Here is a 23,006-nt window from a genome sequence, read left to right as displayed (position 1 = left end):
AGAACCTTGCGCAAAACGTTTTAGCGCCAACAGACAAGCCGCTGACGAGTAGAACGAGGCTGCGTCGGGGCGCGCAGCGCTCGCAAACCCTGCACACCCGGTCTGTCTGAGAATGCGAGGGCTGCCCATCGCAGCCTCGCTGCGCTCCTCAGCGGCTACAGTTTGTCTGCGCTCAGCCCAGCCTGAATCTTTCCCACCACCTCCTGCATCGCCGGTAAAAAGCGCCGTGCAGCTTCCTCGACCGGCATGGCCCTGGCGATATACACCAGGTTCAGGCAACCCATCACCCGCTCCTCATGCATCACCGGGATCGCAATCGCCGCGATCTTGCGCTCTTCTCCCCAGTGCGCGTTGTTTTCGCCATAGCCCTTGCTGCGTGTGTGCTCTACCAGTCGCTCGACGAATCGGCGATCCGCTGCCAGCGCCGACTGCGAGTCGCCCCGACTGATCATCAACTCGATCAATTCTTCCCGCTCGGCTGGCGGGCAAAACGCAAAGTACGCCCGCCCGGTCGCGGTCATCAGCAAGGGCAAGCGGCGCCCCACCATCGAACGGTGAAACGACAGGCGACTGAAACGGTGAGTGGTTTCGCGAATCACCATCGCGTCGCCATCCAGGGTAGACAGGTCGGTGGGCCAGGCCACTTGCTGAAGCAATTGACCCAGCAAGGGCGCAGCAATCGAAGAAATCCACTGTTCATCGCGAAAGCCTTCGCTCAGCTCACGCACCTTCAGGGTCAACCGGTAGCTGTCATCCGATTCACTGCGGCGCACGTAGCCTTCGGCCTGCAACGTCTCCAGCAAACGACGCACGGTCGTGCGGTGCAAACCGCTCTGCTCGGCCAACTGAGCGGTACTGGCGCCCCCGTCGAAACGGTTGAGACCGTTGATCAGTAATAGCCCGCGCATCAGGCCCCGCACGGCCTTGTATTCGGTTTCGCTCATGTGTTTTCCATTATTTTTATCGGTAAATCAAGGATGTGCACTGGGTGCACCCTAGCAAGGGTTGTCGTTGTCCACCAGCTTCGCGATTTCCATACTGCGCCCAACAAGAAATCCAAAAAAAGCGCTGAACGGAGATACCCATGAGTTCTGCACCCACTGCTTCCACCCTGGACCTGAGCACCGATATCGCCATTGTCGGAGCGGGTCCTGTCGGGCTGATGATCGCCAATTACCTGGGCCAATGTGGTGTAAACGTCACCTTGGTGGAAAAGCTCGACAGCCTGATCGACTACCCGCGCGCCATTGGTCTGGACGACGAAAGCCTGCGCACATTCCAGGCCGTCGGCCTTGCTGATGACGTGCTGCCGCACACCACGCCCTGGCATGCGATGCGCTTCATGACGCCCAATGGTCGCTGCTTTGCAGACATTCAGCCCAAGACCGATGAGTTCGGCTGGTCCCGCCGTAACGCCTTTATTCAGCCGCTGGCTGACCGCGTGCTGTTCGAAGGCCTGCAACGCTTTGACAACGTCAAGGTGCTGTTCGGCCGCGAACTCGAAGGCTTCGAGCAAAGCGACAGCGGTGTGCAACTCACACTGAAAAACGCCGAGGGTCGCAGCGAACGCCTGCAGGCCAAGTACCTGATTGGCTGCGATGGCGGCAACAGCCTGGTGCGGCGCAGCCTGGACATCAGTTTTGAGGGCAAGACTGCGCCCAATCAGTGGATCGTGGTGGATATCGCCAACGACCCCCTGAGCACGCCCCATGTGTACCTGTGCTGCGACCCGGTGCGCCCGTACGTGTCCGCCGCCCTGCCCCACGGCGTGCGCCGCTTTGAGTTTATGGTGATGCCCGGCGAGACCGAAGCCGAGCTGAGCAAGCCCGAAAACATGCGCAAGCTGCTGGCCAAGGTGCTGCCGGACCCGGACCGCATCGAGCTGATTCGCAGTCGCGTCTATACCCACAACGCCCGCCTCGCAGGTCGCTTCCGCCAGGGCCGGGTACTGCTGGCCGGGGATGCCGCGCATATCATGCCGGTCTGGCAAGGCCAGGGTTACAACAGCGGCATGCGCGATGCCTCCAACCTGGCCTGGAAACTGTCACGGGTGATCAAGGGCCTGGCCAGTGACCGCCTGCTCGACAGCTATGAGCTGGAGCGCCGGGATCACGTCAAGGCCATGATCGACCTCTCGGTACTGGCCGGCCACGTACTGGCCCCCCCCAAGCGCTGGCAGGGCACCCTGCGCGATGGCGTGTCGTGGCTGCTCAACTATGTGCCGCCGGTCAAACGCTACTTCGTCGAGATGCGCTTCAAGCCCATGCCGCAATACACCCGTGGCGCCCTGATCGTGCCGAGCGAAAAAGGCTCGCCGGTGGGCAAGATGTTCATTCAGCCCAAGGTGCTGACCGACGCCGGCGCGACCGTGCTCCTCGATGAAGTGATCGGTGAGAATTTCGCCATTGTTGCCTGGGGCTGCGACCCGACCTGGGGCCTGACGGCGGCGCAGATTGCGCAATGGAAAACCCTGGGCACGCGGTTTATTCAAGTGCTGCCGGATGTCCAGCTCAGGGCCCCGAGCGACGCCGGCAACGACGTGATTCGGGTCGGCGACAGCACTGGCCGCCTGCGCGAGTGGTTCGCCCGCGGCTCATCGTCCATTGCCCTGCTGCGCCCTGATCGCTTCCTCGCCGGGCTGGCCACACCGCAAACCCTCGGCAAGGCCTGCAATGAACTGGCCCTGGCGCTCAACACGCAACCACACATCCAGGTGACGCCAGTCGTCAGCAAGGTGGCTTGAGATGAGCGCCTATTTGCACTGTTTGTCACACACGCCGCTGGTGGGCTACGTCGACCCGGCCCCCGAAGTGCTGGCCGAAGTCGACTGCATGATCCGCGATGCCCGCGAACGCATCGCCCGCTTCGACCCGCAACTGATCGTGCTCCTGGGGCCCGATCACTACAACGGTTTTTTCTACGACGTCATGCCGCCTTTTTGCATTGGCATGGCCGCCGATGCCATTGGTGATTTCGACACCGCCGCCGGCCCTCTCGACGTACCCAAAGCCCTGGCCGAAGCCTGCGCCCAAGCCGTTATGGAGGCGGGTATCGACACCGCCGTGTCCTACCGAATGCAAGTCGATCATGCCTTTGCCCAACCCCTGGAACTGTTGCTGGGCGGGTTGCGCACCTGCCCGGTGATTCCGGTCTTCATCAATTCGGTGGCGGTGCCCCTGCCCGGTTTCAAGCGGGCACGACTGCTGGGCGAGGCCATCGGCCAGTGGGCCAGATCACTGGACCTGCGCGTGCTGTTCCTGGCGTCCGGAGGCCTGTCCCATCAGCCCCCGGTGCCAGAGCTGGCCAAGGTCGATGCCCGCATGGCCGACCGCTTGATGGGCAGCGGCCGCCAATTGCCCGCCGATGAACGCGCCGCACGCCAGCAACGGGTCATCCAGGCCGCCCGGCACTTCGTCGAAGACCAGAACAGCCTGCACCCGCTCAACCCGGTCTGGGACCAGCAGTTTCTCGACACGCTGGAGCAAGGCCGCTTGAGCGACCTCGATGCACTGGGCAATGACGCGCTGTCGGCGCTCGCCGGCAAATCGACCCACGAGGTGAAAACCTGGGTCGCCGCATTCGCCGCCTTGTCCGCCTTTGGCCCCTACCAAACCGAAGGCCGCTACTACCGCCCGATTCCCGAATGGATTGCAGGCTTCGGCGCCCTAGGCGCGCAGCCGCTGACCCAGCCCCTTTGAATTCAAGGAACTCTGCCATGACTGCCACTGCCAGCGTATTCACTGAAGCCTCGACCAGCCGCTTTGCCCGCATCAAGGAAGGCGACCTGGATCTGCAATTGCACTACAACAACGTCGGCCAGGGTGCCGAGACCGTGGTCATGCTCCACGGCTCCGGGCCCGGCGCCAGCGGCTGGGCCAACTTCAACCGCAACATCGAACCACTAGTGACTGCCGGTTACCGGGTGATCCTGCTCGATTGCCCGGGCTGGAGCAAAAGCGACCCGGTGGTGAGCGAAGGTTCACGCTCCAACCTCAATGCGTCGGCGCTAAAGGGTCTGCTCGATGTGCTGGACCTTGACCGGGTGCACATCATCGGCAACTCGATGGGTGCCCACAGCACCGTGGCCTTCGCTCTGGAAAACCCCGAGCGCATCGGCAAACTGATCCTCATGGGCGGCGGCACCGGCGGTCCGAGCGCATTTGTGCCCCAGCCCACCGAAGGCATCAAACTGATCGGTGCGCTGTACCGCGAGCCGACCATCGAGAACCTGAAGAAGATGATGAGCGTCTTCGTTTTCGACACCAGCAGCCTGACCGAAGAACTGTTCCAGACCCGTCTGGATAACCTCCTGGCGCGCCGCGACCACCTGGAAAACTTCGTCAAAAGCAGCACCCTCAATCCCAAGCAGTTCCCCGACTTCAGCCATCGCTTGCACGAAATCAGCGCCGAAACACTGCTGGTCTGGGGGCGCGAAGACCGCTTTGTGCCAATGGATACCGGCTTGCGCCTGCTGGCAGGGCTGCCCAACGCGCAGTTGCACGTGTTCAACCGCTGCGGCCACTGGGCGCAATGGGAACACGCCGACACCTTCAACCGCATGGTGCTGGACTTCCTGACCCACTGATGACCGAGACCGCCATGAACCCGACTCCCGAAACACTGGCCCAACTGGCCGCCGACCTGCGCCACGCCGAAACCCACGGCAGCGCCATCGCCCCCCTGCGCGAGCTGATCGGTGAAGACAACGCGACAGCCGCCTACACCATCCAGCAGCTCAATGTCGCCCACGGCGTCGCCAATGGGCGCCGGGTAGTGGGCCGAAAAATCGGCCTGACCAACCCCAAAGTGCAAGCGCAGCTGGGCGTGGACCAACCGGACTTCGGCACCCTGTTCGCCGACATGTGCTATGGCGACAACCAGACCGTACCCATCGATCGCGTGTTGCAACCCAAGATCGAGGCGGAAATCGCCTTGATCCTCAAACATGACTTGCCCCACCCCGACACCACCTTCGACGAAGTCATGGCCGCCACCGGCTGGGTGGTGCCGGCCCTGGAAATCGTCGGCAGCCGCGTGCAGCAGTGGAACATCCGCTTTGTCGATACGGTGGCCGATAACGCCTCCAGCGGCTGCTACGTGCTCGGCGGCCCGGCCCGCAGCCTCGAAGGGCTGGACTTGCGCAATGCGGGCATGCGCATGACCCGCAATGGTGAAGAAGTGTCCAGTGGCAGCGGCGCGCAATGCCTGGGCCATCCGCTCAATGCGGCCGTGTGGCTGGCTTGCACCATGGCGCGCCTGGGCAATCCGCTGCAAGCGGGCGACATCATCCTGACCGGCGCACTGGGGCCGATGGTGGCCGTGGCCGCCGGTGATCGTTTCGACGCGCATATCGAAGGCATCGGCAGTGTCGGTGTGGACTTCTCGCAACACAGCAGCGCCGAGTAATCGGCGACTTGCGTGCAACTGAGGCAACAATAATGAACAAGAAACTCAAGGTCGCCATCATCGGCTCCGGCAATATCGGCACCGACCTGATGATCAAAATCCTGCGCAACGCCCGGCACCTGGAAATGGGCGCAATGGTCGGCATCGACCCGGCCTCCGACGGTCTGGCCCGTGCTGCGCGCATGGGCGTTGCAATCACCCACGAAGGCGTTGAAGGCCTGACGCGCATGGACGTGTTCAAGGACATCGACTTCGTGTTCGATGCCACATCGGCCGGAGCCCATGTCAAGAACGACGCTTTTCTGCGCGGGATCAAACCCGGCATCCGCCTGATTGACCTCACCCCCGCGGCCATCGGCCCGTACTGTGTACCGGTGGTCAATCTGGAGCAGAACCTGGGCCAGCTGAACGTCAACATGGTGACCTGTGGCGGCCAGGCAACCATTCCGATGGTCGCCGCCGTGTCCCGTGTGGCCAAGGTGCATTACGCCGAAATCGTCGCTTCGATTGCCAGTAAATCTGCCGGCCCCGGCACCCGAGCCAATATCGACGAGTTCACCGAAACCACCTCCAGGGCCATCGAAGTGATTGGCGGCGCAACCAAGGGCAAGGCGATCATTGTGATGAACCCTGCCGAGCCGCCGCTGATGATGCGCGACACCGTTTTTGTGCTCAGCGAAGCCGCAGACCAGGCCCTGGTCGAGGCGTCTGTCGTCGAAATGGCGGCAGCCGTGCAAGCCTATGTGCCGGGCTATCGCCTCAAGCAACGCGTGCAGTTCGACCTAATCCCTGAAGACAGGCCGCTGACCATTCCCGGGCTGGGCAGATTTTCCGGGCTCAAGACTTCGGTGTTTCTGGAAGTCGAAGGCGCCGCCCACTACCTGCCGGCCTACGCCGGAAATCTCGACATCATGACCTCCGCAGCCTTGGCCACCGCCGAGCGCATGGCGCTGTCGATGCTCAACGCCTGAGGGGAAAACCATGAACGGTAAAAAGATCTACATCAGCGACGTTACCCTGCGTGACGGCAGCCATGCGGTACGCCACCAGTACTCGTTGCAGAACGTGCAGGACATCGCCCGCGCCCTGGACAAGGCCCGCGTCGACGCCATCGAAGTGGCCCACGGCGATGGTCTGCAAGGTTCAAGCTTCAACTACGGTTTTGCCTCCCATACCGATCTGGAATGGATCGAAGCGGCGGCGGACGTGATCAGCCACGCAAAAATCACCACCCTGCTGTTGCCCGGCATCGGCACGGTTCACGACCTCAAGGCCGCGTACAACGCCGGGGCACGGGTGGTGCGCATTGCCACCCATTGCACCGAAGCCGACGTATCGAAGCAGCACATCGAATACGCCCGTGAACTGGGTATGGACACTGTCGGCTTTTTGATGATGAGCCACATGATCCCTGCCGAGCAGCTGGCGGCCCAGGCCAAACTGATGGAGAGCTACGGCGCGACCTGCGTGTACATGGCCGACTCGGGCGGAGCGATGAACATGCAGGACATTCGCGATCGCTTCCGTGCGTTCAAGGCCGTGCTCAAGCCTGAAACCGAAACCGGCATGCATGCCCACCACAACCTGTCGCTGGGCGTGGCCAACTCGATTACGGCGGTTGAAGAAGGCTGCGACCGGATCGATGCCAGCCTCGCGGGCATGGGGGCCGGGGCCGGCAATGCGCCGCTGGAAGTGTTTATCGCCGCCGCCGAGCGTCTGGGCTGGAACCACGGCACGGACCTTTACACGCTGATGGATGCCGCGGATGACATCGTCCGACCGTTGCAGGATCGCCCGGTGCGGGTCGACCGCGAGACCTTGGCGCTGGGTTATGCCGGGGTGTATTCGAGCTTCTTGCGCCACGCCGAAATCGCTGCGGCCAAGTACGGCCTCAAGACCCTGGACATCCTGGTCGAACTGGGCAAGCGGCGGATGGTGGGCGGTCAGGAAGACATGATCGTCGACGTGGCGCTGGACCTGCTCAAACGCTAAAGCCTTCCTTATCCCCTTGTGGGAGCGGGCTTGCTCGCGATGCAGGCAACGCGGTTTACCTGACGGACCGCGTTGCCTGCACCCACAGAAACAGGGGTTAACGCTGCTTCGTCCATAACAACAATAAAACGGGTACAGCCCATGACTTCACTCAATCTGCAAATGGCCCGCACCATCGGCCTGTGTTTTCTCGTTGCCCTCATGGAAGGCCTCGATCTACAGGCCGCAGGGATTGCTGCTCAAGGCATGGCTGCCGCGTTCGAACTGGATAAATTACACATGAGCTGGGTGTTCAGCGCCGGAATTTTCGGCCTGTTGCCCGGCGCATTTGCGGGCGGCTGGCTGGCCGACCGCATTGGCCGCAAACGAGTGCTGATGGCCTCGGTGGGACTGTTCGGGGTGTTCTCCCTTGCCACCGCATTGGCCTGGGACTTTAACAGCCTGCTGGTCGCACGCTGCCTCACCGGCGTTGGCCTTGGCGCCGCCCTGCCCAACCTGATCGCCCTCACCAGCGAAGTGGCTGGCCCGCGCTTGCGCGGTACGGCAGTAAGCCTGATGTATTGCGGCGTGCCTTTGGGCGCCGCGCTGGCCGCCCTGATCGGCATCGCCGACCTGGCCGGTGGCTGGCAAGTGGTGTTCTACGTCGGTGGCGTGGTGCCGCTGTTGATCGTGCCGCTGCTGGGGCTCTACCTTCCCGAGTCGCAGCAATTTCGCAACGTTCAGGGCGAGGCGCCCATCGGTGTGGTTCAGGGTTTATTTCGCGAGGGCGCGGCACTGCCGACTGCGCTGATCTGGGTCAGCTATTTCTTTACCCTGATGGTGGTCTACATCCTGATCAACTGGCTGCCGAGCCTGGTGATCGGCCAGGGTTTCACCGGACGCCAGGCCAGCTGGGTGATGCTTGCCCTGCAAATTGGCGCAGCGGCCGGCACCCTGTTTCTGGGCTGGGTCATGGACCGCCTGCCCGCCTGGGCCCTGTCGGCACTGATCTATGTGGGCATCCTGGTTTCACTGACCGCCCTTGGGTTGGCGAGCCATCTGCCGGGCATGCTGGCGGCGGGCTTTATTGCCGGTTTTTTTGCCACCGGAGGCCAATGCGTGCTCTACGCCCTGGCACCGCATTTCTATCGCCCCTCGATACGCGCCACGGGCGTGGGCAGCGCGGTGGCCATCGGTCGCCTCGGAGCCATGAGCGGCCCCTTGGTGGCCGGCAAGATGCTCGCGCTGGGCACCGGCACCGCCGGGGTGATGCTGGCGTCAGCACCAGGCATCGTGATTGCGGCCGTGGCCATGTTTTACCTGTCGGTGCGGCGCAACGCAGCATCACCCGACTGACAACCTGCGCGCCGAGAGGCGCGCAGTGCTCCACCCCCCATAACAATAAAAGTGAACCTGCCATGCTCAAGACTGTTCTTCGGGCGCTCAGCGCCTGCACCTGCGTTTTATCCATGGGGCCTGCGTTGGCCAGCGGCTTTATCGATGACAGCCACGCTGACCTGGTGATGCGCAACTATTACTTCGATCGCAACTACGTCAATGCAACGCCCCAGGCGGCTGCCCAGGAATGGGCACAGGGGTTTATCCTCAACCTGCGCTCGGGCTACACCGAAGGTCCGGTCGGGTTTGGCCTGGACGCGCAAGGCTTGCTCGGTGTGCGCCTGGACTCCTCACGCGCCCGCACTGGCACCGGCCTGCTGCCCTACAACGCCACCACCCGCGAACCTGCCGATGAGTACTCGGAGCTGGGGCTGACAGCCAAGGCCCGCGTCTCGAAAAGCGAGCTGCAACTGGGCACCATCAGCACCTTTTTGCCGATCGCATTCGCCAGCCCTACCCGCTTGCTGCCGCAAACGTTTCGCGGCGCGTATCTGAAGTCCCAGGACATCGATCAACTGACGCTGCACGTCGGCTGGCTGGACCGCATCAACCTGCGCGACTCAACCGACTACCAGAAAATGTCGGTGGGCTCGCCCAATGGCCGCTTCAATGGTGCGGCCGAGTCCAACCGCTTTATGTTTATCGGCGGCGACTATGCCTGGTCACCGCACCTAACTCTCAAGTACTACCACGCTGAACTGGCGCAGCTGTACCGCAAGGATTTTTACGGCTTTGTCGACAATCGCCCGATGGGTCCCGGTAGCCTGAAAAGCGATTTTCGCCTGTTTGTCACTGGCGAAGACGGCGCAGCCAAAGCCGGGACGGTGGACAACCGCAATGCCGCACTGATGCTGACCTACAGCCTGGGCGCCCATAAATTCGGCGCCGGCTATATGCAACTGACTGGCAAGACTGCCATGCCGTATCTGTTTGGCACCGAACCGCTGGTGATCACTGAAGGTACCCTCAGTTCCGAGTTCCTCAACCCCAAGGAACGCAGCTGGCAGGTGCGCTATGACTACAACTTTGCCGGGATGGGCGCGCCGGGCCTCAACGGCATGCTGCGCTACGTGAGTGGCGACAATATCGAGCTGGCCAGGTTTGGCGGCTCGAACCTGAGCGAGAGCGAAAAAGACATCGAGGTCTGGTATGTCCTGCAAAGCGGCCCGCTCAAGGATCTGTCGCTGCGCCTGCGCAACGCCTGGTACCGCAACGACTTCACCGCCCAGGCCAGCCACCGCGATGACAACGAGCTGCGGCTCAATATCGATTACACCTGGAAATGGTGGTGACTATTTGCGACCACAGATGCGACATGGGCTGGCTGTGCAGGCAGGAGTTTCGCTAAGCTCTGCGGTTTCCCATTGTCCTCAAGCGGTAAGCCCATGATTGAAGTCACCGAGGTGTCCATAGCCCAACTGCGCGCCGCGCTCGAATCCGGCCAGACCACGGCGGTAGAACTGGTACAGGCTTATCTGGCGCGGATCGACGCCTACGACACGGCTGACACGCCAACCGCACTCAATGCGGTAGTGGTGCGCAACCCCCAGGTGCTGAGCGAGGCGCAGGCCTCCGATGCCCGCCGTGCCAAGGGCCAGACCCTCGGCCCGCTGGACGGCATCCCCTACACCGCCAAGGACAGTTACCTGGTCAAGGGCCTGACGGCCGCGTCGGGCAGCCCCGCCTTCAAGGACCTGGTGGCATACCGTGATGCGTTCACCATTGAACGCCTGCGCGGTGCCGGTGCCATCTGCCTGGGCAAGACCAACATGCCACCCATGGCCAACGGCGGCATGCAGCGCGGGGTCTATGGCCGTGCCGAAAGCCCGTACAACGCCAACTACCTGACAGCACCTTTCGCCTCCGGCTCGTCCAACGGCGCAGGCACTGCCACGGCAGCCAGCTTTTCGGCCTTCGGCCTGGCGGAAGAAACCTGGTCGAGCGGGCGCGGCCCGGCGTCCAACAACGGTCTGTGCGCCTACACCCCTTCACGCGGAGTGATTTCGGTGCGCGGCAACTGGCCGCTGACGCCAACCATGGACGTGGTGGTGCCCTTTGCCCGCACCATGGCCGACCTGCTCGAAGTGCTCGATGTGGTAGTCGCTGAAGATACTGATACCCGTGGAGACTTGTGGCGCCTGCAGCCCTGGGTACCGATCCCGAGTGTGGCTTCGGTGCGTCCGGCCTCCTATGCACAACTCAATGCCGGCAGCGAAGCGCTGGCCGGAAAACGCTTTGGCGTACCGCGCATGTATATCAATGCCGACCCTGAAGCGGGCACCGCCGAAGCACCGGGCATCGGCGGCCCGACCGGGCAGCGCATCATCACCCGCGCCTCGGTGATCGACCTGTGGCAAGCCGCGCGCAAGGCCATCGAAGCCCAGGGCGGCGAAGTGATTGAAGTGGACTTCCCGCTGGTCTCCAACTGCGAAGGCGATCGCCCCGGCGCGCCAACCGTGTTTACCCGCGGGCTGGTGTCCAAAGCGTTTATGCATGACGAGCTTTGGGAGTTGTCCGCATGGGCGTTCGATGATTTTCTGCGCGCCAACGGTGACCCGAAACTCAACCGGTTGGCCGACGTTGATGGGCCGCTGATTTTCCCTCACGACCCGGGCACCCTGCCCAACCGTGAAGACGAACTGGCGGCAGGCATGGATGAATACGTGCGCATGGCCCAGCGCGGCATTACCCCGTGGGATCAGATCAGTAGCGTGCCAGACGGCCTGCGCGGCCTTGAAAAAACCAGGCGTATCGACCTGGAAGACTGGATGGACCGCCTGGGTCTGGATGCGGTGCTGTTCCCGACCGTGGCCGATGTGGCCCCGGCAGATGCGGATGTGAACCCGGCGTCGGCGGATATCGCCTGGAGCAACGGAGTCTGGGTGGCCAACGGCAATCTCGCCATCCGCCATCTGGGCGTACCTACCGTGACCGTGCCCATGGGCGTAATGGCCGATATCGGCATGCCGGTGGGGCTGACATTTGCCGGTCGCGCCTATGATGATTCGGCGTTGCTGCGCTTTGCTTCGGCATTTGAGGCAACCGGCAGCAAACGCATGATCCCGCCGCGTACGCCACCGTTGACGTGATGGAATGGGCGGGATCTGTGAGCAACGCCGCGCACAGATCCCGCCCTCACACCGCGTGGCAGCAGCAAAAGTAAAAACACACCGCCATTACTGTGGGAGCGAGCCTGCTCGCAAAGTCATCCCTGCAATTTGCCCGAAAGACCGCGTCGCCTGCATCGCGAGCAGGCTCGCTCCCACATAACCCGCCCCCGTACACACCTGCACCCCCCCGGCCCTGATCGAATTTCCAGACGCCAGCAAATCCTTCCCCTGGCCAGTCCCCGGTCACAATCGATAACAACACTGCATTTTTAGTTGTATACAATAATAACCAATTCTGGTTACATCGTTGCGCGCCTACGACACCGGCAATCGCCGCTGCGTATTGCCACGGTCAACCACCATGCAGCTTCAATGCACCGCGCCTTACCGGCGCATGTCATCGCACATTCACTGCGCCCATGGGTGTGCCAGTGAACCGAGCGCCCCTGTACAGCCATGCTGCATCCGGCTGCCAGGGCTTGGCTCAAGCCGAAAACCGATGCCTGCAACCGCGTTACGTTGAAAGCAAACTCCAAACGGAAGAGGAATACCCATGGCAAAGACTTTACTGGTCAAAAACGCCGAACTTCTGGTCACAATGGATGGTGAACGCAGGGAAATCAGGCGCGGTGGCCTGTTTATCGAAGACAACCTGATCAAGCAGGTCGGCCCCAGCGAATCCCTGCCGCAACAGGCCGACGTGATTCTGGACATGACCGGCAAGGTGGTTATCCCGGGCCTGGTCAACACCCACCACCATATGTACCAGAGCCTTACCCGCGTTGTGCCGGCAGCCCAGGACGGCGAGCTGTTCAACTGGCTTAACAATTTGTATCCAATCTGGGCGCGACTGACGCCGGAAATGATCGCGGTTTCGACCCAAACGGCGATGGCCGAGCTGATTCTCTCCGGCTGCACAACCTCCAGTGACCATCTGTATATCTACCCCAACGGCTGCAAGCTGGACGACAGCATCCATGCCGCCGCCGAGATCGGCATGCGCTTTCACGCCGCACGCGGGAGCATGAGTGTGGGCCGTAGCCAGGGCGGTTTGCCGCCCGACTCGGTGGTTGAGAAAGAAAGCCATATTCTCAAAGAGTCCCAGCGTCTGATCGAGGACTACCACGACCCCCGCCATGGCTCGATGCTGCGCATGGTCGTGGCGCCCTGCTCGCCCTTCTCGGTCAGCCGCGACCTGATGCGCGAGGCCGCAGTGCTCGCCCGCGAGTACGGGGTATCGCTGCACACCCACCTTGCCGAGAACGTCAGTGACATCGCCTACAGCCGCGAGAAGTTCGGCATGACTCCCGCCGAGTACGCCGAAGACCTGGGCTGGGTCGGCCCCGATGTCTGGCACGCCCATTGCGTACAACTCGATCAGCACGGCATTGAGCTGTTCGCGCGCACCGGCACCGGGGTTGCCCACTGTCCGTGTTCGAACATGCGCCTGGCTTCGGGAATCGCGCCGATTCGCAGGATGCGCGACCACGGCGTGCCGGTGGGGCTGGGGGTAGACGGTTCGGCGTCCAACGATGGCGCCAGCATGATTGGTGAGGTACGCCAGGCCCTGCTGTTGCAGCGGGTCGGGTTTGGCCCCGATGCGATGTCTGCTCGCGAGGCACTGGAAATTGCCACATTGGGGGGCGCCAAGGTGCTTAACCGCAATGATATTGGTGCACTGGCACCTGGCATGGTGGCGGATTTTGTCGCTTTCGACCTGGGCCATCTGGCCTATGCCGGGGCCCATCACGATCCGCTGGCAGCCCTGGTGTTCTGTACCCCGACCCACGTCCATACCAGCGTGATCAATGGCCGCGTGGTGGTCAAAGACGGCCACCTCACCACCGTCGACCTGCCGCGGGTGGTGGAGCGACACAACCGGCTGGCCCACCAGTTGGTCAGCGGCGAATAACCCCTTCAGGCCGTTGAGTGCCTGAGCGGGCTCAACGGATGCAACTGAGAACGTGCTGTTAGACGCATCTAAAATAACAAAAGCGAGCGACTCATCATGACTTCTTCCGCTTCCCCTCGTCCAGAAGACGAAAACCTCGGTATTGGCGCCAACCTGGCTTACGGCCTGCAGCATGTGCTGACGATGTACGGGGGCATCATTGCGGTGCCCCTGATCATCGGTCAGGCGGCCGGTCTTTCCTCTGCCGACGTTGGCCTGTTGATCGCCGCTTCACTGTTCGCCGGTGGCCTGGCCACCCTGCTGCAAACACTGGGCATTCCGTTTTTCGGCTGTCGCCTGCCGCTGGTACAGGGGGTGTCCTTCGCCGGTGTCTCCACCATGGTCGCGATCATTGGCGGTGACGGCAGTGGCGGCCTGCCGGTGGTGTTCGGGGCGGTGATCGTGGCTTCGGTAATCGGTCTGTTGATTACGCCGCTGTTTTCCAGCATCACCAAGTACTTTCCGCCACTGGTGACGGGTATCGTCATTACCACCATCGGCCTGACCCTGATGCCGGTCACGGCACGCTGGGCCATGGGCGGCAACAGTCAGTCACCGGACTTCGGCAGCATGGCCAACATTGGCCTGGCGGCAGTCACCCTGGTGCTGGTGTTGCTGCTCAGCAAACTGGGCAGCGCCAGTATCTCGCGCCTGTCGATTCTGCTGGCAATCGTTTTCGGCACACTGGTGGCAACCGCCGTCGGCATGACCGACTTCTCCCGTGTGCTTGAAGGCCCGCTGGTCGCACTGCCCGAAGTGCTGCACTTCGGCATGCCCGAGTTCCGCCTCGCGGCCATTCTGTCGATGCTGATCGTGATTATCGTGACCATGGTCGAGACCTCCGCCGATATCATTGCAGTGGGCGAGATCATCGAAACCAAGGTCGACGCCAAACGCCTTGGCAACGGCCTGCGCGCCGACATGATTTCCAGTGCCCTGGCGCCGCTGTTTGGCTCCTTCACCCAGAGTGCCTTTGCACAGAACGTCGGCCTGGTCGCCGTAACCGGTATCAAGAGCCGCTACGTGGTAGCCACCGGCGGCCTGATCCTGGTGACTCTGGGGCTGCTGCCGGTGATGGGACGCCTGGTCGCCGCCGTGCCCACTGCCGTGCTCGGCGGGGCTGGCCTGGTGCTGTTTGGCACCGTCGCAGCCAGCGGCATCCGTACCCTGGCCCAGGTGGACTATCGCAACAACATGAACCTGATCATCGTCGCCACATCGATCGGTTTCGGCATGATCCCCATTGCAGCGCCCAACTTCTACCAGCACTTCCCGACCTGGTTCGAGACCATCTTCCACTCCGGCATCAGCTCGGCCGCAATCATGGCCATCCTGCTTAACCTGCTGTTCAACCATCTGCGGGCCGGCAACTCGGACCAGCAGTCGGTATTCGTCGCCGCCAGCGACCGTATCCTGCGCTCGCGGGATATCAGCTGCCTCAACGATGGCGATGTGTTTCGCGACGGCAAGCTGTTCGACTGCAATGGCAAGGAAGTGCCGGTAGTGGAGTCTGACGAGTACCCTGAACAGGCTCCGGCCTTGCGTAAAAAGAGCTTCGAGCAAGAACACTAGCCCGGCATAAACTCCGCAAAACGGCGCTCAGGCGCCGTTTTTCGTACTGCTCTAATCGGCTGCGGGTTGTATACAAACCACAGGGCCATCGAACTTTTCCCTGATTATCTGTCTATGTGAATACGCATATCTGCCCGTCAAGCGTGAGCCTCAAGGCTTGCGCAGCAGCTAGCCACACATTCGAATGATATTCAGAGGTTATCTTCGCTCATGAAATTCCACGCCCCACGGATGGTGCTTTTGAGCCTGTTCGCGTTTGCGGCAATGGGCTCGGCATCTGCCACACCGATAAAGACCTCGCCCGCGGTTTTTGCCACTCAACCTGCAACCGTTGAGGCAACGGCGCCCATGGCAGCCAACCCCTGGCCAACGTTGGCCGGCCAACAACCAGCGGCCCTGCTTGCCCGTGACGATCACAACCGCTATGACAACCGCTGGCATGCCCGCAAAGACGATCGACACAGAGAAAACTGGCGTCGCGATCAATGGCGCCGCGAGCAAGCCCGCCGCGAAGCTGAGCGCCGCCGCCATGACAGGGCCATGCACCAGCGCTACGACAACCATCACCGCGACTATCGTCGCTGACAGCCAAGCCTCTGTGTGAGCGAGCTCGCTCCCATCTATCGCGTGATGCATTCGCGAGCGGGCTCGCTCCCACAGAGGTCGGCCACCTCGGCCGACTTCGTTACGGTTCTGCGTATACCCACTACATCCCCAACCAGTTCGGCAATGCCAGCGACACAAACGGCACGTATGTCACCAGCACCAGGAACGCCAGCATCACCAGCAGCCACGGCGATACCGCACGCACCACGCGGGTCAGCGGCATGCCCGTGACCGCCGAGGTGACAAACAGGTTAAGCCCGGTGGGTGGCGTGATCAGGCCGATCTCCATATTCACCACCATGATTATGCCCAGGTGGATCGGGTCAATGCCCAGTTGCATAGCAATCGGAAACAGGATCGGCGCCAGAATCAGGATGATTGCCGAAGGCTCCATAAAAGTCCCGGCTACCAGCAACACAATATTGACCACCAACAGAAACTCAATCGGGGTAAAACCCTGCTCCACCACCCAGGCGGTAATCGACTGCGGGATCTGCTCGGTGGTCAGCACATGGGCAAAGAGCATGGCATTGGCAATGATAAACATCAGCACCACACTCAGTTTGCCCGCCTCGACAATCACCTTCGGGCATTCACGGACGGTCATGTCCTTGTAGATAAAGATCGCCACAAACGCGGCATACACCGCCGCCACCGCTGCCGCTTCGGTGGGGGTGAACATGCCCGAATAAATACCGCCGAGAATGATCACGATCAACATCAGGCCCCAACCGGCGCGGCGCCCTGCAGTGACGATGTCCCTGAACGAGGCCCGGGGCAGCGAAGGCATGTCCTTGACCCGCGCCAGGATGTAGATGGTCACCATCAATACCAGCCCCAGCAACAGACCCGGCACAACACCGGCCATAAACAGCTTGCCCACCGAGGTTTCGGTGGCGGTGGCGTAGACCACCATCACGATCGACGGCGGAATCAGGATGCCCAAGGTACCGGCGTTGCAGACAATACCGGCGGCAAAATCCTGCTTGTAGCCCGATCGCACCATGCCGGCGATCACGATCGAGCCCACCGCCGCCACCGTAGCCGGCGACGAGCCACTGAGTGCCGCAAACAGCATGCAGGCCAGGATTGCGGCGATGGCCAGGCCACCCTTGATATGCCCGACGCAGGCGTTGGCAAAATCGATCAGGCGCCGGGCAACGCCGCCGCTGGTCATGAATGCACCCGATAGCAGAAAGAACGGGATCGCCAGCAATGTGTAGTGCTCGCTGGTTTCAAACAGCTTGATCGCCAGCGAACGCACCGAGTCGTTACTGAAGAACAGAATGGTCATGGCCCCGGACAAACCCAGGGAAATCGCCACCGGAATACCGACAAACATCAGCACGAACAAGGCGACAAAAAGGAAGGCAATGGTCATTTTGGAGTCCCCTGCTGGTCGTTTTCCGCCAGTTTGACGGCATCATCCACCTCACTGTGCAAGCCCAGGCCTTGCTGCTTGCCCTGAATGATGCGGATAAAAACCTGCAGGAAACGCACAAACATCAAGGCAAAACCGATCGGCACTATCATCACCACTTGCCATTGTTTGATACCGAAGCGGTCCAGGTCTTCAGCACTGGTGCCAACGGCATACAACGTGGCCACCCACTGCTCGCTGGAGTACGCCATCAGCACGCAGTAACCCAGACAAATGGCCACGGCCAGCAAGGCCACCCGCCGCTGGTTGGCAGGCTTGAACTGGCGCACCAGCAAGTCGACACCAATATGCGCACCAATGCGCACGCCCCAGGCCAGACCGACAAAAATCAGCCAGCCGAACATGGCCTTGGTCAAGGCCACACTCCAGGTCATCTCCTGGGCGACGTAAAGAATGCTGTCACCGATGCCGAGCATGGCCTCGTTGGCGAACGGCAGCGAATCCCCCAGGGAGTAGAAAACGCCATAGAGGTTGTTGAAAATCACATACGCGAAGGTCACCAGGGTCATGCCTGCAAGCAGGAACGCCACCAGCATTTCTTCCGCGTGATTCCAGACACGAACGGCTGCGTGCATGGGTTGTCTCCCTTGAAAGAGCGGTCGAGAAACGACGGAGCAAAGGTTGCCGTGGCGATCCCTGCAGGACCACCCACGGCAATCAGCACTGGCGACGTTTAGCTGCTTTGATTGGCCTGCTCGGCGGCGGCGATGACATCGGGGCCGATATCGCTCTCGAACTTCTTCCATACCGGACGCATGGCTTCACGCCACAGTTCGCGCTGCTGCGGGGTAAGACTGATGATTTCGCTGTTGCCGGAATCGGCAATGCGCTGACGGGAAGTCTGGTTAAGTGCTTCGGCCTGCTTGTTCACCTCAACGGTGACCTCGGCCATGACCGCATCCAGGGTGTTGCGCACCTCTTCAGGCAGGCCATTCCAGAACTTGGTATTGGTGATCACCATGTAATCGATGGCGCCATGGTTGGACTCGGTGAAGAACTTCTGCACCTCATACACGTTCTGGCTTTCGTAATTGGACCAGGTGTTCTCGGTGCCATTCACCACACCGGTCTGCAAGCCCTGATACACCTCGGCAAAGCTCATCTTGCGCGGCGCGGCGCGCAGGGCCTTGAACTGCTCATCAAGCACGGCGGAAGCCTGTACGCGGAATTTCAAGCCGCGGGCATCCTTGGGCTCGTACAGCGCCTTGTTGGCGGACAGTTGCTTCATCCCGTTATGCCAGTAACCAAGCCCGGTAATGCCCTTGCCTTCCATGGACTTGAGCAGGGCCTGGCCCTGCGGGCTTTGCTGGAAACGGTCCAGGGCCTGGATATCGGTGAACAGAAAGGGCAAGTCGAAGATCTGGATCGGCTTGGAATAGTGCTCGAACTTGGCCAGCGACGGTGCCAGCAGTTGCACGTCACCCAGCAGCAGCGCTTCCATTTCCTTGCCGTCGCCAAACAGCGAGGAGTTCGGATAAACCTCGACCTTGACCTGCCCGGGCAGGCGTTCCTCGGCCAGCTTCTTGAACAACAGCGCACCCTGCCCCTTGGGCGTGTGCTCGGCGACTACGTGGGCGAACTTGATGCTGATGGGGTCGGCAGCGCTCGCAAAACCTGCGAATAATGGAAGTGCGCAGGCCAAGGCCTTGAGGGTGTGCTTGAACATGGGGACATACCTCTTGTTGTTATAGATTTGGTAGTGCCTGGTGTTGCCTGTGGTGCTTTTTAACCCGTTCGCCCGGCCTCAGGCACAAGGCCGACCGGCCCGGTGCAATACCCGCCGGGCAAGGCCGATCACCGGGGCGTCGACCATCTGCCCGTCGAGCACAAACACCCCGCCTGCAGATGCAACGGTATCCAGAACCCGCCGCGCCCAGTCCAGTTCATCCTGACGGGGCATATAGGCGGCGTGAATCAATGCCACCTGGCTCGGGTGAATGCACAGCAGTCCGCCAAAGCCCATATCTCTGGCATCGGCGGCCATGCGGGTCATACCGGCGGTGTTTTTGATATCGGCAAACACACTGTCCAGCGGCGGCGCCAGTTGCGCCAGGCTGCTGTGCAGCAAAATGGCGTATCGGGCCTGATCGAGAATGCGCTGCGCGCCAGCCGTGTCGCTGGTCAGGCCCAGGTCCAGGCCCAGGTCCAGCGCACCGAAACTCAGACGCTCAACCCCGCGAGCCCGGGCAATGGCCGGCAACTCAAGCAAGCCCCTGGCGCTTTCAATAATCGGCCACACTGCCTTGCCACACGCCGCAGCCTGTTCGACCTGTGCCGCGCTTTCGGCCTTGGGCAGCAATACCGCCACTACGCCGGGCCGGCGACGGCACAATTCGATATCGGCTGCCTGCTGCGGATGCTGCGGCGCATTGATGCGCACCAGGACACGGGCCTGGGGATTGGCCTCAAGGAAAGCATCCAGGTTGGCCCGGGCCTGGGCCTTGAGGTCTTCGGCCACGGCGTCTTCCAGATCGACGATCACCTGATCGGCGCCGCTTTGCAGCGCCTTGGGTATGCGCTCGGGGCGAGTGCCCGGGACAAACAGCGCTGAACGAATGCTGGTGTTATCCATCACGATGCTCCATGCCTTATACCGCTCCTTGTTGATGCAGATGCTGGATCTCATCTGCGGCGTAACCCAGTTCACTCAGCAGGCTGTCGGTGTGCTGGCCCAGACCCGGCACCGCATCCATACGCGGCTCGAAAGCCGCGTTGCGCCCCGGTGGCAGCAGCGCCGGCAACTTGCCCGCAGGGCTGTCCACCTCGCGCCAGCGTTCACGGGCGGCCAATTGCGGATGGGCCCACACACCGGCCATATCGTTGACATGGGCATTGGCAATCGCTGCCCCGTCGAGCCGGGCAATCACTTCATCGGCCCCCATGCTGGCAAAGACTTCAACGATGATGGCGCGTAACTCGCTGCGGTTCTCCGAGCGCCGCGCATTGGCATTAAAGCTCGGGTTGCTCGCCAGGTCCGGCTGTAGCAACACCCTGTCGCAAAATTGCTGCCATTCGCGTTCATTCTGCAGGCCAAGCATCACCGTGCCGCCGTCACCGGTGGGGAACGGCCCGTAGGGGTAGATGGTGGCATGCGCGGCCCCCGCCCGCGGTGGTGGCGCAGCACCGTCGTAGGCGTAATACAGCGGGTAGTTCATCCACTCCACCAGGCTTTCAAGCATCGACACATCAATGCGGCTGCCCTCCCCGGTCTTGTCCCGCAACAGCAAGGCCGAGAGCACACCGGTATAGGCGTACATGCCCGCAGCGATATCGGCAATCGAGCAACCGGCCTTGGCCATGTCGTTTTCCCCGGGCCCGCCGGTCACGGACAAAAAGCCGCCTTCACTCTGAATCAGCAGGTCGTACGCCTTTTTCTGCTCGTAGGGCCCGCCCTCGCCGTAGCCGGAAATATCGCAGACGATCAACCTCGGGAAACGCTCATGCAGGGTTGCAAACGACAGCCCCATGCGCTCTGCCGCGCCCGGCGCCAGGTTCTGTACCAGCACATCGGCCGTGGCCAGCAGCTTGTCGAGCACATCCGCGGCTGGCGGCTGCTTGACGTTGAGGGTCAGGCTTTCCTTGGAGCGGTTAGTCCAGACAAAGTGCGAAGCCAGGCCATTGACCCGCCCGTCATAGTCGCGAGCAAAGTCACCGGAGCCGGGGCGCTCGATCTTGATTACCCGGGCACCGAGGTCGGCCAGTTGGCGAGTGCAAAACGGCGCGGCAATGGCGTGCTCCAGACTGACCACCGTAATGCCGTCCAGTGGACGGGGTTTGTGTGCGGCGACGCTCATGATGGGCTCCCGGTGCGCGTCAGCCCACTCAAGTCGTCTAGATGGCGCAGGTTCCAGACCAGCTCCACGAGCCCGCTTGCTTGCTCGTTGCTGCGCGCCCCTGAGAAGGCCAGCAGGCGGCGAAATTTGTCTTCCAGTTCGGCGCGGCTGAGGGTATTGCCCGGGTCGCCCTTGGGTTCGTCGATGCTCCCGTACAAGGTATTGCCCTGCACCGTGGTCACCGTCACCCGGCCCAGCCAGCGTTGCGGATAGGCGCTGTCGACTTCCTCGTCCAGTTCCATGCGCACCTTGTCGCAAAAGGCGCTGATGCGCGGATCGGTCAGTGCATGCTGGTGAAATTCCGGCAGTCCGGCCTTGCCGTAAACGGCGATCAGGCCCAGCACCGTGCCCATGGAAAACTTGGCCTGGTGCACACTCTGCGGCACCACTACGCGTCCCAGGACATCGATAGCGGCTTGATGGACCCGGGTGGTGACGCTGGCAATGTCCTCTGCGCACACCCCCTCGCGTTGCATCAACCCCAGCAGTGCATCTGCAGCCGGGTGAGTGTGACGGCATGAGGCATGAAACTTGAAGGAAGTTTCGGTCAGTGCCCAGCGGCTGCCCAGGCGATCAGACAGGCAGGTCGGGTTGGCATCACTGGACATGCCGGCAGCCATGCCCTGTTCGCCTTCGAGAATGTTCTTTGCCCCGCTCAGCCCTTCAGCCGTCAGGTAAGCCGCCAGCAAACCATCGGCCGCTGCCTTGGCGGTATGCAGCTGTTTGGAGTCCGCAGCATCGCGCAGAAACTCCCACAGGCCCGCGGCCTGGGTTGCGGCGCTGCCCAGCAGATGGGTGAACTGCTGCTGATTGAACCCCATCAGCTTGCCGACACCCACCGCTGCCGCCAGGGTGCCGACCGTGGCCGTGGTGTGAAAGATGCGGTAATGCGAGCGGCCAAGAAACTCACCGATGCGAATGCCCGCTTCATAACCGGCGACAGCGGCGAGGATCAGTTCACGACCCGATTTGCCCAGGTCCTGTGCCGCCGCCAGCACCGCAGGAAACACCACGGTCGCCGGGTGCAGCACGGAGCTGTTGTGCAGGTCGTCCTGCTCCACCAAATGGGAGCTGGCACCATTGACCAGCGCGGCAAAATACGCCGAGGTGGACCGGCCATTGACCAGAATGCCGGCAGGCCCGTTGGCCGGCCCCATCTTCGCCGCGTAGCGCTCGAACAACGGGATCGGGTGCGCCCCCTGACTGGCCAGGGCCGAGCCCAGCCAGTCAAGAAACAGCTCTTGCGTGCGACTGATAACCGCTTCGGGCAACTGCGGGTAATCCAGGTCGGTCAAAAAAGCGCAAAGCGCTTGTGTGTGCTGACTCATGCCGCGTTCTCCAGCACATTGGACAACTCGATCAGGTTCAGATCCGGGTCGCGCAGGTAAATCGAGCGAATCGCCCCCTGGGCACCGGTGCGCATGACCGGCCCCTCGAGGATGGCAACACCCAGGCCATGCAACTGCTCGATCACCGCATCCAACGGGGTTGCGACGATAAAACACAGGTCTGCCGAACCCGGCAGTGGCTGGTTGGCCTTGGGCTCGAATTCGGCACCGGCCTGATGCAGGTTGATCTTTTGCTGACCGAACCCAAGGGCATGGCGGCCCTGACCGAACACCACGGGCTGCATGCCCAACACCCGGCTGTAAAAATCCAGGCTCGCGGGGATATCCCGCACTGTCAGAACCAGATGGTCCAGATGACTGATCTGCATG

Annotated in this window: 20 protein-coding genes; 12 read left to right on the top strand and 8 right to left on the bottom strand. The window is 61.9% G+C overall.

The features are described from left to right. Window positions 1–155: 155 nt before the first annotated feature. Complete coding sequence (locus tag CJU81_RS13635) at window positions 156–944, bottom strand: DNA-binding transcriptional regulator (RefSeq protein WP_095037061.1); 789 nt, start codon at window positions 942–944, stop codon at window positions 156–158. A gap of 140 nt (window positions 945–1,084) precedes the next feature. Between CJU81_RS13635 and CJU81_RS13630 the strand changes: the two genes are divergently transcribed. From CJU81_RS13630 to CJU81_RS13575, 12 genes are all read left to right on the top strand, one after another. Further along, complete coding sequence (locus tag CJU81_RS13630) at window positions 1,085–2,743, top strand: bifunctional 3-(3-hydroxy-phenyl)propionate/3-hydroxycinnamic acid hydroxylase (protein ID WP_095037060.1); 1,659 nt, start codon at window positions 1,085–1,087, stop codon at window positions 2,741–2,743. Between the two features lies 1 nt (window position 2,744). Further along, complete coding sequence (gene mhpB, locus CJU81_RS13625; protein ID WP_095037059.1) at window positions 2,745–3,698, top strand: 3-carboxyethylcatechol 2,3-dioxygenase; 954 nt, start codon at window positions 2,745–2,747, stop codon at window positions 3,696–3,698. A 17-nt stretch (window positions 3,699–3,715) separates the two neighbouring features. Next, window positions 3,716–4,585 (top strand): alpha/beta fold hydrolase, encoded by an 870-nt coding sequence (locus CJU81_RS13620; RefSeq protein ID WP_095037058.1) that lies wholly within the window; start codon window positions 3,716–3,718, stop codon window positions 4,583–4,585. 14 nt (window positions 4,586–4,599) lie between these two features. Further along, the gene (gene mhpD, locus CJU81_RS13615) at window positions 4,600–5,406 is read left to right on the top strand and encodes a 2-keto-4-pentenoate hydratase (protein WP_095037084.1); all 807 of its coding nucleotides are present in this window, start codon (window positions 4,600–4,602) and stop codon (window positions 5,404–5,406) included. Window positions 5,407–5,438: 32 nt separating this feature from the next. Continuing rightward, window positions 5,439–6,377 carry an acetaldehyde dehydrogenase (acetylating) gene (locus CJU81_RS13610; protein ID WP_095037057.1) on the top strand — a complete coding sequence of 313 codons (939 nt, stop codon included), beginning with the start codon at window positions 5,439–5,441 and terminating at the stop codon, window positions 6,375–6,377. A gap of 10 nt (window positions 6,378–6,387) precedes the next feature. Further along, on the top strand, window positions 6,388–7,398 hold the full coding sequence (dmpG, locus tag CJU81_RS13605) for a 4-hydroxy-2-oxovalerate aldolase (RefSeq protein WP_046808984.1): 1,011 nt from the start codon (window positions 6,388–6,390) through the stop codon (window positions 7,396–7,398). A gap of 141 nt (window positions 7,399–7,539) precedes the next feature. Beyond that, window positions 7,540–8,733 carry a 3-(3-hydroxy-phenyl)propionate transporter MhpT gene (gene mhpT / locus CJU81_RS13600; RefSeq protein ID WP_095037056.1) on the top strand — a complete coding sequence of 398 codons (1,194 nt, stop codon included), beginning with the start codon at window positions 7,540–7,542 and terminating at the stop codon, window positions 8,731–8,733. Between the two features lie 62 nt (window positions 8,734–8,795). Further along, entirely contained in the window at window positions 8,796–10,067 is a 1,272-nt protein-coding gene (locus CJU81_RS13595; RefSeq protein WP_095037055.1) for an OprD family porin, read from the top strand. A gap of 93 nt (window positions 10,068–10,160) precedes the next feature. Then, window positions 10,161–11,864 (top strand): amidase, encoded by a 1,704-nt coding sequence (locus CJU81_RS13590; RefSeq protein ID WP_095037054.1) that lies wholly within the window; start codon window positions 10,161–10,163, stop codon window positions 11,862–11,864. 574 nt (window positions 11,865–12,438) lie between these two features. Further along, window positions 12,439–13,797 carry an 8-oxoguanine deaminase gene (locus CJU81_RS13585; protein WP_095037053.1) on the top strand — a complete coding sequence of 453 codons (1,359 nt, stop codon included), beginning with the start codon at window positions 12,439–12,441 and terminating at the stop codon, window positions 13,795–13,797. A gap of 96 nt (window positions 13,798–13,893) precedes the next feature. After that, window positions 13,894–15,408 carry a nucleobase:cation symporter-2 family protein gene (locus CJU81_RS13580; RefSeq protein WP_095037052.1) on the top strand — a complete coding sequence of 505 codons (1,515 nt, stop codon included), beginning with the start codon at window positions 13,894–13,896 and terminating at the stop codon, window positions 15,406–15,408. Between the two features lie 210 nt (window positions 15,409–15,618). Next, window positions 15,619–15,993 carry a hypothetical protein gene (locus CJU81_RS13575; RefSeq protein WP_176464844.1) on the top strand — a complete coding sequence of 125 codons (375 nt, stop codon included), beginning with the start codon at window positions 15,619–15,621 and terminating at the stop codon, window positions 15,991–15,993. Window positions 15,994–16,114: 121 nt separating this feature from the next. Here the strand turns inward: CJU81_RS13575 and dctM are convergent, their stop codons facing one another. The 7 genes from dctM to CJU81_RS13540 all read right to left on the bottom strand — a co-directional run bounded on the left by dctM (window position 16,115) and on the right by CJU81_RS13540 (window position 23,005). Then, window positions 16,115–17,395 carry a C4-dicarboxylate TRAP transporter large permease protein DctM gene (gene dctM, locus CJU81_RS13570; RefSeq protein ID WP_095037050.1) on the bottom strand — a complete coding sequence of 427 codons (1,281 nt, stop codon included), beginning with the start codon at window positions 17,393–17,395 and terminating at the stop codon, window positions 16,115–16,117. Then, entirely contained in the window at window positions 17,392–18,030 is a 639-nt protein-coding gene (locus tag CJU81_RS13565) for a TRAP transporter small permease (RefSeq protein ID WP_095037049.1), read from the bottom strand. The genes dctM and CJU81_RS13565 overlap by 4 nt, the downstream gene beginning before the upstream one ends. Before the next feature lie 98 nt (window positions 18,031–18,128). Then, on the bottom strand, window positions 18,129–19,121 hold the full coding sequence (locus CJU81_RS13560) for a TRAP transporter substrate-binding protein (protein ID WP_095037048.1): 993 nt from the start codon (window positions 19,119–19,121) through the stop codon (window positions 18,129–18,131). Window positions 19,122–19,199: 78 nt separating this feature from the next. Then, window positions 19,200–20,027 (bottom strand): HpcH/HpaI aldolase/citrate lyase family protein, encoded by an 828-nt coding sequence (locus CJU81_RS13555; RefSeq protein ID WP_095037047.1) that lies wholly within the window; start codon window positions 20,025–20,027, stop codon window positions 19,200–19,202. A 16-nt stretch (window positions 20,028–20,043) separates the two neighbouring features. Next, complete coding sequence (locus CJU81_RS13550; protein WP_095037046.1) at window positions 20,044–21,249, bottom strand: CaiB/BaiF CoA transferase family protein; 1,206 nt, start codon at window positions 21,247–21,249, stop codon at window positions 20,044–20,046. After that, the gene (locus CJU81_RS13545; protein WP_095037045.1) at window positions 21,246–22,616 is read right to left on the bottom strand and encodes an MmgE/PrpD family protein; all 1,371 of its coding nucleotides are present in this window, start codon (window positions 22,614–22,616) and stop codon (window positions 21,246–21,248) included. Before CJU81_RS13545 ends, CJU81_RS13550 begins: the two co-directional genes overlap by 4 nt. Then, window positions 22,613–23,005: a VOC family protein gene (locus tag CJU81_RS13540; RefSeq protein WP_095037044.1), complete on the bottom strand. Its 393-nt coding sequence runs from the start codon at window positions 23,003–23,005 to the stop codon at window positions 22,613–22,615. Before CJU81_RS13540 ends, CJU81_RS13545 begins: the two co-directional genes overlap by 4 nt. Between the last annotated feature and the right edge of the window lies 1 nt (window position 23,006).

The sequence above is a fragment of the Pseudomonas fragi genome (assembly GCF_002269505.1).
Taxonomy (GTDB): domain Bacteria; phylum Pseudomonadota; class Gammaproteobacteria; order Pseudomonadales; family Pseudomonadaceae; genus Aquipseudomonas; species Aquipseudomonas fragi_D.
The sequence above is the reverse complement of the archived record's forward strand: the minus strand, read 5'-3'. Positions and strand labels throughout refer to the sequence as shown.